Origin of the sequence: Bacillus sp. ME78 (assembly GCF_903970865.1) — a bacterium.
Lineage (GTDB): Bacteria > Bacillota > Bacilli > Bacillales > Bacillaceae_G > Bacillus_A > Bacillus_A cereus.
This window is the reverse complement of record NZ_CAJCKK010000001.1, coordinates 627,110-639,857: the sequence shown is the minus strand read 5'-3', so window position 1 is coordinate 639,857 and position 12,748 is coordinate 627,110. Positions and strand designations below refer to the sequence as shown.

Below are 12,748 nucleotides of genomic sequence, written 5' to 3'. Positions count from 1 at the left end.
AATTAGAAAAATTTAAAGGAACTTCATCTGAAGTTCCTTTTGCTTATTTTATGTTCAATACATATGAACCATCTTTATTCTCATATTTATAGACGTATAAATAATATTTCCCTGGCTTTGCATTATAAGTTCCTTTAACTACATTTCCTTCATTTTCACCATATGCTACATAGTTATTTAAATCTGATTCATGATGAAGTACCCATGTCATTCCGATATTTTGTTCATTTAGTAGAGAAATATTAATATTTTCCGGCGAGTCAATTTGGAAAGTAAATACATCTACTCTATCACTAGTATGTAGCGTTCCTTTCACCGGTGTATGAAAGTTAACTTTATTTGCCTGTCTAGGCTCATTGTTTGGTTCATTTTCTGTTACTTGTAACTCATTTCCACCGTTTGATTTTCTTTGTTCATAACCTAAGTTTACTAGTATAGACTTCAAATCTGGTAAAACACCAATTTTATCTGCATATGGATCTTTAGATTTTGTTCCTGTGCTCTGGTTGCTTAATATTGCTCTTAGTTCACTTGGTCTATATGGTTGTCCTAAATGTTCTTTAGCAATGCTTTGTACTAAAGTCGCTGCCCCAGCAATAATTGGCGAAGCACTAGATGTTCCGCTAAAGCTTGAAGTATAAAGATTTACAGCACTTCTACTTTGCTCGGCTGTAGTTGTATCTACATTTTCTCCCCATCCGTACACATCAATACGGCTTCCATAATTCGAAAACCACATACGTTCATGAGGGAAAGATGAAGAGCCAGCTCCTACCATAATTGCACCCGAATCTTTAAAATCTTTACTATTACGATTTAAGACTTGCTTACCCTTTCTATCTTTGAACTGATCTAAATCATTCCACCCATTTGCTCCAGCCTCTATAATTACAATTCCCTTATCTGTACCAGCACGAATTGCATCAAAAATATCTGGTTGTACTTCAACAGGTAAATATTTATCACCATATCCATCAAAGGATGCTTGCGCCTCTAATAATAAAACATCCCCAGCTTCTAACTGATTTACAGCGCTTAATATTGCATCAGCCGTATTATACTGTCCGTTATCTCTTATTTGAGAGATAACCTTTGCTTTCGCTTTTGGCGCAATCCCAATATTCCCGACTTCATTGTCCTCAGAGGATACAATTCCTAGTACAGACGTCCCATGACCGACATGCTGATTTATATTTCTTCCAGACATTAATTCAATATTTTGATGTAATAAATCCTCATGATTTAATAGCCATCCGTATTCCATATCAACAAAAGTAATACCATTTCCATTACCGCCTTGAATTCCCCAGGCGAAAGGCGCATTAATACCGTATGGGGCTGCTTCAAGATAACCTTGTTTTTTAAATCTAGGATTGTTATTAGGATTAAGAGCTACACTTGATGATTGCACTTCAGGTGGCATTATTTTCTCTTGTTTCTTCATATACGCATCTTCTATTAAAGAAGATGCCTTTAACTTATCTACTATTTCTTCTTCATACCCACTATTTTGATTTTGAAGAATATAGTAGTTTAATAGACTTGTAGATACATGATTAGGTGCTTTCACTTCAAGGTTTTGTATTTGTTCCGGGCTTACAGATGTGAATAAACGAGTAAATGTTACATCTGGATATTCTGTCAAAAGATCTTTTATTACTTTATCATTCGTTTGAGATTGTATTTGTTTTTCAATACCATCTTCATATGGCAAATCCAAATTCGCTTTAAATTTTACAATGATTTGCTTATCTGTTTCTTGTTCTATCCCTAATTTACTCTGCTGTTCTATAGAATCAGCATATACACTATTGATAGTGCCTCCTGTTCCTAAAAGTGTTGTAATGATTACAGTTGACGCACACATTTTTTGAAATATTTTCATTACATCAATCCTCCTATTAATAATTATTAATCATTATATTAATCTATAATGATTAATTCTATAACGTATTCCCTTTCTACTAAATAGATTATAGTAATCAGAAATATGAACTTCAATGTATTTTCATATGCAATATTTCATATTCTGACTCTACACTAAACGAATATGAAACTTATAGTGATTATTTATTTTATATGTGCTAATATACTTACATTAATATATTACGCATATACACATTTCAAACTACATTACTTAATCGTTTCACCTTAATTTTTTCTTAGGAGGATTTACAATGAAATTACTAAAAATAAAACATATAATTCCTTTATCTGCGGCCGCAATTACATTCGTATGTAGTCAAAGTACAGCTGAAGCTTCTACCATTCATACAGTAAAAAAGAACGATACACTTTGGGGCATTAGTAAACAATACGGAGTTTCAATACAATCCATTAAACAGGCTAATAATAAAGGAAACGATAAAACCTTTATTGGCGAACAGTTACATATTCCAGGGTCCGTGAAATCAAATGAAATCACTGTTCCTCAAAACGCCAAGCCTGCGAACATTTCTGAACAAATTATTTATCAAGTACAACCGGGAGATTCATTAGAAACGATAGCAAAGCGTTACAATGTCACTGTCCAATCTATAAAACAAATTAACAATACAGTCGGAAACAAGCTTTATACAGGACAACATTTAAAAATCAACTCAAGTATTTCACAAAAAGAAAAAGACTTAATGGCACGCTTAGTTACCGCTGAAGCAGGTGGCGAATCCTATAAAGGAAAAGTAGCAGTAGCCAAAGTTATACTAAATCGTGTAAATGCAAAAGGTTTTCCAAATACAATAACAGGCGTTATTTATGAACCTATTAAATACGGATATGCATTTACTCCTGTTACAGATGGAAGAATTAATCAACCTGCAAGTGCAGAAGCAAAAATGGCTGTAGAAGAGGCTATCTCCACAAATGGAGTAGATTCAGACTGGATTTATTTCTACAATCCAAAAACATCAACGGACAAGTGGATTACGACACGTCAAACAGTAGCAGTAATTGGTAATCATGTGTTTGCTAAATAAGATTTAAAATCATTAACAGACCTCTTCACTTAAAAGGTCTGTTTTTTTCTATGTAAGATGTTATTAATCATATGACATAGTTATTTTTTAAACTGTTTCTTCTTTCAAATAAAAATTTTTGTATTTACTCCACCACTCGTAGAAATTAATAAAGCATCAAGTTCAAAAACTCCCACTTTATTAATAAAAGCTATTTCTTAACTTCATAAAATTGTTATACACTAGAAAAATAAAAAACAAACTATTCGTTAGCAGGTGGAAGAATATGTATGATGTTACGATTATCGGCGCTGGAGTAAGTAGCATTTTTATGGCTTATTCACTAGCTAAAAGTAACAAAAAAGTTTTAATTCTTGATAAAGGTAAAGCGCTAGAAGATCGCCATTGTCCTTTAGACGAAGGAAAAGTGTGTAATTGTACTACATGTGATAAATATTTCGGGTTTGGTGGTTTAGGCAAATCTGAAGGGAAATTTAATTATACAAACGGATTTGGCGGAGAACTTGAGAAAAAAGTCGGTAAAGAGGGTTTTATACAACTCATGGCTGAAGTAGATGAAATTCTATGTCAGTTTGGTGGAAGTTCGGTTTCAAAATATTCTACTGAAAATTCAAGTCTCACTAAGAGAGCTGAAGCGTGTGGTTTACAAATGCTAACAACAGAAGTAAGACATCTTGGTACTACACTTTCCAGTAACATTTTTCAGCAGCTCTATGAATTTTTACTGACGAAAATAAAGATCCAATTTCATATAGATGTACAACATATTCTGAAACAGGAAGATCATTTTACAATAGATACAAATCAAGGAACAGTTCAAACTAAGCAACTAGTATTTGCAACTGGGCGCTCTGGGGCCGATTGGTTAAAAGAAATGTGCAGTTCCCTAAATATTTCTCAGGAGCAAACACGTGTAGATTTAGGGATTAGAGTAGAAATGAAAGAACATCAATTACGTTCTATATTAAAAGATACTTTTGAAACAAAACTTTCTTATCAAGGTGAGCATTTCACAGCAACTACTTACTGTATGAATCCAAAAGGACGCATCATTCGAAAGTACGAAGAAGGTTTAGTTATGCCTGACGGTCAAAATTTTCGAGAGCAAGGAACTGGCACTTCTAATTTAAATTTCACTTTATTTATTCCTCGCTATTTTCCAACTCTCAAAGAAGCAAATGTATACGCAAGTTCAATTATTAAAGGCATTAACCAAGGACGAGATCGGATTGTTATACAGCGCTTAGAGGACTTACTAAAGAAACAACCTACGGCGGAAAACAGCATGGAACATAGCCGTATACAGCCTACACTACAGGGGGATTATGGAGATTTGAATCAAGAAATTCCTCAATTATATATTGAAGGGCTCAAAGAATTTTTATTACGTTTAGAACAATTTATACAAGAACCTATTGATCAACATACTTTACTATATGGAATTGATGGAAAGTTCTATGCTCCTACGATAAAAATTAATAATCATTTTGAAACTAGTATACATGGGCTATTTTTAATTGGAGATTGTTCAGGCGTTACGCACTCATTATCTCAAGCAGCTGCAAGTGGTCTGTATGTTGGAAAGTACTTATCTGACATTTAATTTCTATCATTAAGATTCTAGTCAAATATTCCTAATTTCAAAACACTTTACTTATATAGTAAAAATATATTAATAAGCCCTCCTATCCTTCCCGGCTAATGATTAACCGACAAAAAATCGGAATTTTACAAGATACATATGTAATATAACTACATATTTAAAACTGTTGGTATTCAATTCTAATAAATTGAATGTCAACAGTTTTAAAAGTCTCTATCCATTTTCACTTTCATTTGTTCGATATTTTGTAACATCATCATAGTGTTTAATATGGTAGGATGTCTATAAGTCAATTTCACTACAACTATGACTTGTTCTGCCCGTTTCTCAAAAAGAGTTATATTTATGCTACTACGCTTTAAAAATCCCCATTGTATGTATGTGAATACTTCAAATTATTCCCTTTAAAAAACAGAGTCTAAATGGTTCATTACACTCTAATAGTTATAAAAACATAATATATAACTTCAGTTAAATAAATTGTATAAAGAAGGTGTAAAAATGAAGAATAAAATAAATTTACAAATGCAAAATATAAGCTTTGTTATAATAATGGCTTTAGCAGTATGGTTAAAAACATATCTTATTACGCGATTCAGTTTTGATTTAAAAATCGAGTCTTCAACGCAAGAGCTTATTTTGTTTATTAGTCCTCTAGCCGCATCATTAGCATTTGTTGGATTAGCATTATTTTCAACTGGTGAAAAGCGAAATTATATAGCGCTATGTATTAATTTCTTATTAACAATCGTACTCGTTGGAAATGTAATGTTCTATGATTTTTATAGTGATTTCGTTACATTACCAGTACTTGGACAAACCTCAAACTTTGGACAATTAGGCGGCAGTATTATAGAAATATTAAACTACAAAATTATACTCGCATTCGTAGACATTGTTTTCTTCTTTATTTTATTAAAAAAGAAATCATTGGTCTTTAAAACCGAACGTGTAACTCATTCTACACGCTTGTTATACTTTCTTTTAACAATTGGTGTATTCTTTGCGAATCTACATCTTGCAGAAAAAGAGCGCCCCGAATTATTAACGAGATCATTCGACCGAGTAATGCTTGTCAAAAATTTAGGCTTATATACTCACCAAGTATATGACTTAACACTGCAAGTAAAAGCCGGTTCACAAAAAGCGCTTGCTGATAGTAGTAAATTACAAGAAACTGAAAACTACGTAAAAGCAAACCAAAGCGAGCCAAACCCTAATATGTTTGGTGTAGCGAAAGGAAAAAACGTAATTGTAGTCACTCTTGAATCCTTGCAAACCTTCTTAATAGGAGCATCAGTCAATGGGCAAGAAGTTACACCATTCCTAAATGAATTCATAAATGAAAGTTATTACTTTGATAACTTTTTCCATCAAACTGGTCAAGGGAAAACATCCGATTCTGAATTTCTAATCGATACGTCGTTGTATCCATTAAATCGAGGGGCTGTATTCTTCACACACGGTAACAATGATTATACTGCGACTCCAGAAATTTTACGTCAGCAAGGTTATTTCACTTCTGTATTCCATGCGAATAACGCAACATTTTGGAATCGTAATATCATGTACTCTGCTCTTGGTTATGATCGTTACTATAATGAGCTTGATTACAAAATTACACCAGAAACAAATTTAAATTGGGGATTAAAAGATATCGAATACTTTGATCAATCAGTAGATATATTAAAAACTGTTAATCAACCATTCTATGCTCGTTTCCTCACTTTAACAAACCATTATCCATTTACGTATGATGAAGATACAAAATTCATTGAACCATACAACTCTGGTAATGGCGTATTTGATCGTTACTTCGTAACAGCACGTTACTTAGACGAATCAATTAAAAAATTTATTGAACGTCTAAAGGCCGAGGGGCTTTACGATGATTCTATTATTGTGTTATACGGTGATCATTATGGTATTTCCGAAAAACATAATCGTGCAATGGCACAGTTTTTAGAAAAAGAGCAAATAACAGAATTTGATACTTTAAATTTACAACGTACGCCTTTATATATTCATATTCCTGGACAAACAGAAGGTCAAACTATTTCAAAGCCTACGGGACAAATCGATATGAAACCTACTATTCTAAATTTATTAGGTGTTGATTCTACGAATGATATTCGTTTTGGCCATGATATGTTTTCAGATGAATATACTGGCTTTGTTGTTTTACGTGATGGTAGCTTCGTTACAGATAAGTATGCATACAAAAACAACACTTTCTACGACCGTATAACAGGTGAAATTGTAGATTTACCAAAAAAAGAAGCTCAAGCCCTCATTAAACGTGCCCAAAATGAATTACGAATGTCTGACAAAATTATTGAAGGCGATTTATTACGCTTCTCAGAAAGCAATAAAATTAAAACTGGCGAAGTACAAACTAAAATTAAAGAAACAGAAAAATAATCTATATATGAAAAAGGGAGCAACTTATTACAGTTGCTCCCTTTTTCTTTTATTCTACGCTTGTTTCTAAAGCTACATCCGTATAGGTATTATCATTACCAATATTTAAAATTACTTCACATTGACGCAATCTCAATTCAAAGAGCATGATAGAATCATGATAGATTTCAGGATTTGATTTCATCTTATGTAATATCTCTTGTTTTTCTTGTATTTCTATATGCGTGTTTTCTACAGCTTGCTTTAAGGAGTTAAATGGATTCCTAAAGAATATATTAATATCTCGCTCTTGTGTGTTTTCAAACAGCTCAAATTGCAAGAAAAATTTCTTCATAATAGAAGCCGTTACCTCAGTATAATCTTCATTTTCTACATACTGTTTGTATTTGTTATATAGCATAGATTTATTTTTAGGAAGAACTCCAAATAATTTACCGGCACTTTTCAGTAAAAATTGTGCTGGCGTAAATCGACGTAAAATATTTACTTCATCCATTTGTATTCTAGTCGTCATCCTGTCAGTATCTCTGCGCCAGTCATCAAGCACTTTAAAGTCACATTCTAACTGTATTCTATTTTCTCCAAATAGTGAATTAAGCCCTTCACTAAGTTCTTCTAAATACGTTTGACTTTGAAGAAGCTCATTATTAGAAGTTGCAATCCAATTTTGCATAGAAAGAGCAAGATTAGGTAATACAGTTTGTTCTAAATATTTATGCACTCTTTCATTCATTGCTTTATTTAGTTCCGTATCCATGTGCCCGAAATCACTTTCTTCACTAATTAAATTAGAACAGCTCTTTAATATCTTCGGAATATTTTCAGTAAGATCATTTGTAATTTCAGTTTTCATTGAACGATATGATTGTGTAATGAGATGAATTTTTTCCCGCTCAAATGCAGTAAGGTTATTAATGCTACCGTTTAGTTTCACTAGCATATCTTCATTCCAATTAATAGCATCCACTAGATTGTTTTCTTTCTCAACACGTTTATCCAAAAGATATGTAATTGTTTTTCGAATGAAATATAATAACTTTTCAGTACGTTCTGCATCTATATGTTTATGATTAAAGTTAAAATGAATAAACTCAGTTAAATCATTTAATTGTTGACTACTTGTATATAACGAAGAATAAGGGAAAATTCTCGCATGCGGGAAATATGTGTTTATTCTCGTTGCCGTATCATGTAATACCCTTTTCACTTCTGCTTCACTGTAAATGTTATCGATTTTATTTAATAAGAAATGAATTTGTAAATTTGGCGTATGTTCTTGAATACTTAATAGAATGTCACGTTCTTTATCAGTAAAAGGTGAATCCGCATTCAATACGAATAGTAATTCGTCTACAGAATTTAAATATTCGAATATTTCATCTCTAGTGTCGTTATTCCTATTAAAGCCAGGTGTCACTACAAATGTAAGTTTATTTTCATTTAAAAATCTGCATGGTAATTTAAATTCAACACACGCTCTATCTCTATATGTTTGATGGTGCTGAGACATCATATTATGGTAATCAGAGACATCTTCCGTTGTTGTAATTGCTGAGTCTGTTATAGCGTTTATTTCTATATGAGCATCATTTTTTAAAACTACTATATTTGAAATTGATTTTTCTAATATATTTTCTCCTAATATAGAGTTAATAAATGTAGTTTTTCCATTTCCTGAAGTTCCCGTTACTAAAATACGATTTGTTCTTAAATCTGCGAGCTCGTCAACTAGCCATTTAAATCGGTGACCTATTTCTATATTGTGCTTTTGTGCCCATTGTGTAATAGATTCAAAAAGGTGTAAGCTGTACTCTAAGCCATTTACATGATTAATAGAATGTGACAGTAAGTTTTCCGCATGTTCTATATTTGCTGAATCTATTTTGGAAGGGAAAATCTCATCCCATGCCAATACAGCTGCAGATGGAAATACAGCATAAGATGGATTGACTACCTTTAACCAATTTGCTAACAGATTTGGTATGATATCATTTAATTGTCTAAGCGTATATTGACCTTGAATTAATGCAAAGTACGTTTCTTCGTAAAGAGCAGAAACTTTGTTCCATATATCGGACGAATGTATTTCAATATGTAAGAAAAATTCATTTATTGTGTTAAGCCACAATAAGTAATTTTTTTCATTTTTATAACTGTTCCAGAGTGATGAAACCATTTGCGTAAATTGTACTTGATCTACATTATTTAATGTAGCTAATGCATCATAAAAATAGTCTGGTGAAATATGTTTAGTAAACCCTTTATCGATATATCCTTTTAACACCTCAAACCAAGGATACGATTCTATGCGAATTAACTCATTCACAGCAAGCTCTACTGCACTATCAAAATCTTGCTGTTCCTCATAAAAGGAACGGGCAATTTTTGTGACATTCGGATAATCAGGATTTAAAGAAACTGCTTCTTTAATAACACCGAAAGCTGATTCAAAATTATTTTGCTCAATGTAAAGAGAAAGTAATTGTAGTCTAATTTCGGTCATCAATATTTTATTATCAGTGGTAATAGAAGTATAAATATTTTCAGCAAATGATAACTGATTAAGTTCGAAATAAGCATCCGCAATATTTTTTTGTGCCCATGGTGCTAATTCATTACTAACCTTCTCCCATTTAAAAATAGCTGATTCAAAATCTTGATGACGATAATAAAATTCACCTTGTGCAAAACGAATATAAGACCCATCAGAAATCTCATTTTTTTCTTCGTTTACATAAGCTTGTCCAAGTACGTCAAGAGTTGGTTTTGTTTCATTCTCCATTAGGAATGTTTCATAATACATTTTTTTTATTAATTGTTTTTCTAATCTCATCTTTTCCCCCACTATATCTTGAAAATACATTTTTAAGATATGTCAATACTTTTTGTATGTATGCTTTTTATCTTAACAAAGAATATCTTTTGGAAAATTTCATTTTCCTTTCATTTTTCAAGTTAGATTGAATTTTTATGAGAAAAGTTTCAGTTTTTTTTCAATTCCCTTTCAGTTATGAAACAGCATTAAATGTTCCTAATAACCTAATAACACTATAATATTCCACATTATATTATCAGGAAAATCCCATATAAACCATATTATAAAAACAATCTATATTGAATTTATATACATAATTCACTGTGCTGTCAAACAAAAAAACAACAATAAGAGCCAACAGCTATTCATACCATTTCTTTCTCAAATTGTTTTCCTTTAAAATGTTTCAGTAGTTATGTAATTAAATTCCATTAACCTATATAAATAACTAGTCCAAAAAATATCTATATGCATATCATGTTATAGTAAAGAATTTAGGAGATCCTAAAAGGAGGCATTTTCATGTTTGAAGATAAATCTAAAATAAATTACCCATATGAATTTACTGAAACTACAACAGTTCCTCTAAAGAACCCCATTGACAAAAAATTCAAGAACGGGACAGGTACACATAACTTTCCAATTAAGAAGCACTATAAAGAGCAAGTTCTATACACTGAAAAAATCAATAATAATAAAAATAAATAATTGTATAGATCCTTATAACAATTAGCCAAATAAGAAGCAACATTTGGCCATGCATAGTTATTTGGTTAGTAATGTAGAAATCTTTATTATACAATTCATGCACCTTTTAAAAAGTGCTGTATACAGCGCTTTTTTATACATAGATAAATTTAAGCTAACGCAACCAAGAAATAAACTGCAAAATTACTCCACCTTATTTTCGTTTAACAATTAAATCTACATATTAAAAGGGAGCAACAGTAAATGTTGCTCCCTTTTGAAAAGTAATTTTATTCACTCTACATAACCCTCTTAAACATCTTCTCCAACTCATAAGTAGAATGATGCACAAGAATCGGTCTTCCGTGTGGGCATGTGTATGGGTTTGTTGTTGTACGAAGTTCCTCAAGTAAAGCAAATATTTGATCGTTCGTTAAATATTGATTTGCTTTAATGGATGCTTTACAGCTCATCATAATGGCTGCTTCTTCACGTAACTTTTTAATATCAACTTTTTTTAGTTTAACAACTTGCTCCATCATTTCATCGATAATTTCTGTTTCTTGTCCTTTCGGGAACCATGTTGGATGCGAGCGGACGATAAAGGATTGATGACCGAATTGTTCTAAAAATAGCCCGACTTTTTTTAGTTCTTCTAACTGTTCTTCAACACGTAAAAATTCAGTAAGAGATAGATCAATACGGTACGGTACAAGTAACTCTTGTACTTCTTGCGCTACCCTTCCTACTTTATCACGGAAGTATTCATAATTAATACGTTCCTGCGCGGCATGCTGGTCAATCATATATAAGCCTTTTTCATTTTGAGCGAAAATATATGTTCCATGCATTTGTCCAATTGGATAAAGTGGTGGTAAGTCATTCCCGTTCATTTCAATCTCTTTTATTTCCCGAACTTCTTCTTCTAATTCCTCTAGTTCAAAGTCCTCTTCATTACTGTCCCACGATTTCTCTTCTTGAATTGGTTCTTCGATTATCGGTTTAGTGGATGGTTGCCAACTTTGCTCTTCTCTTATGAGCGACTGTGGTGGTTGCCATTCTTGTTTCGGCGATTGCCACAGTTGTGGTGGCTGTTTCACAGCCTGCGGTTCTTCTTGTTTTGCATCCATGCCAGTTGGTAAAACAATGTCCGGCATAGATGGTTCTTTCGGCTTTGCATGCTCAAACTGGAACTGTTCTTGCACACTTTCGTCTTTTTCTTTTTTCTTCGTTGTTACGCCTGCATCTGGAATGAGCTGTATTTTTTTAAATGCAGCTTGCAATGTTTCTTCGATCAGCTTTAGCAATTCTTGTTCTTTACTAAAACGAACCTCTAACTTCGCTGGATGTACGTTAACGTCAACTAGCATTGGATCCATTTCAATCGATAAGAAGCCAATTGGATACCGGCCGACTGGCAGTAATGTATGGTATCCTTGCTGAATTGCTTTCATTAGTACAAAGTTTCGAACGTAACGACCATTTACGATCGTTGACATATAATTACGAGATGCTCTTGTTACTTCTGGTAATGTTACATAGCCTTTAATTGTAAAGTCTAAAGATTCAGCTTCAATTGGAACAAGCTTCTTCGCAACTTGAATACTGTAAATCGATGCAAGTACTTGCCTTACATCACCGTTACCTGATGTATGAAGCAATTTCTTTTCATTATGAAACAGTTTTAACGATACTTCTGGATGTGACATTGCAATACGATACACGATATCTGTAATATTCCCGAGCTCCGTATGAATGGTTTTCATATATTTAAGACGCGCTGGTGTATTAAAGAATAAGTTTTGTACTGTAATATCTGTTCCTTTTCGGCTCGCAGTTTTCTCTTGTTTTATAATGTCTCCACCTTTAATTATGAGGTGTGTACCAGGCGCATCACCTGTGCTAGTAATTAATTCTAATTCACTAACAGAGGCAATACTCGGCAATGCCTCACCGCGGAAACCGAGTGTTCTTATGCGAAACAGATCGTTTTCATCTTTAATTTTACTCGTCGCATGGCGTTCAAAAGCGACGATACAGTCTTCTTCTGCAATACCATCACCGTTATCAATGATACGAATTTTCGATAACCCAGCTTCTTCTAAGTGGATTTCAATAGATGTACTATTCGCATCGATAGAATTTTCCACAAGTTCTTTTACGACTGAAGCAGGGCGCTCTACTACTTCCCCTGCCGCAATTAAGTTAGAGAGTTGGTCATCGAGTTTGCGAATTTTCCCCATCTAC

The 12,748-nt window shown here is 32.8% G+C and carries 7 protein-coding genes; 4 read left to right on the top strand and 3 right to left on the bottom strand.

The features are described from left to right. Nucleotides 1-43: 43 nt before the first annotated feature. Nucleotides 44-1,885, bottom strand: coding sequence for a peptidase (locus H6481_RS03380; protein ID WP_000689202.1), 1,842 nt, complete (start codon nt 1,883-1,885; stop codon nt 44-46). Nucleotides 1,886-2,177: 292 nt separating this feature from the next. Between H6481_RS03380 and H6481_RS03375 the strand changes: the two genes are divergently transcribed. From H6481_RS03375 to H6481_RS03365, 3 genes are all read left to right on the top strand, one after another. Further along, nucleotides 2,178-2,975 carry a cell wall hydrolase gene (locus H6481_RS03375; protein ID WP_000771003.1) on the top strand — a complete coding sequence of 266 codons (798 nt, stop codon included), beginning with the start codon at nt 2,178-2,180 and terminating at the stop codon, nt 2,973-2,975. Nucleotides 2,976-3,240: 265 nt separating this feature from the next. Further along, a complete protein-coding gene (locus H6481_RS03370) occupies nt 3,241-4,578 on the top strand; it encodes an NAD(P)-binding protein (protein WP_023522822.1) in 1,338 nt (445 codons plus the stop codon). Nucleotides 4,579-5,079: 501 nt separating this feature from the next. Next, nucleotides 5,080-6,999 carry an LTA synthase family protein gene (locus H6481_RS03365; protein ID WP_000791042.1) on the top strand — a complete coding sequence of 640 codons (1,920 nt, stop codon included), beginning with the start codon at nt 5,080-5,082 and terminating at the stop codon, nt 6,997-6,999. A 49-nt stretch (nt 7,000-7,048) separates the two neighbouring features. Here H6481_RS03365 and H6481_RS03360 read toward each other — a convergent pair whose 3' ends face one another. Then, entirely contained in the window at nt 7,049-9,832 is a 2,784-nt protein-coding gene (locus H6481_RS03360; protein ID WP_001235332.1) for a dynamin family protein, read from the bottom strand. Between the two features lie 504 nt (nt 9,833-10,336). On the opposite strand from H6481_RS03360, the gene H6481_RS03355 reads away from it, so the two are divergent. After that, complete coding sequence (locus H6481_RS03355; protein WP_000461138.1) at nt 10,337-10,522, top strand: hypothetical protein; 186 nt, start codon at nt 10,337-10,339, stop codon at nt 10,520-10,522. A 278-nt stretch (nt 10,523-10,800) separates the two neighbouring features. Here the strand turns inward: H6481_RS03355 and mutL are convergent, their stop codons facing one another. Then, nucleotides 10,801-12,744 (bottom strand): DNA mismatch repair endonuclease MutL, encoded by a 1,944-nt coding sequence (gene mutL, locus H6481_RS03350; RefSeq protein WP_078994035.1) that lies wholly within the window; start codon nt 12,742-12,744, stop codon nt 10,801-10,803. Nucleotides 12,745-12,748 lie beyond the last annotated feature (4 nt).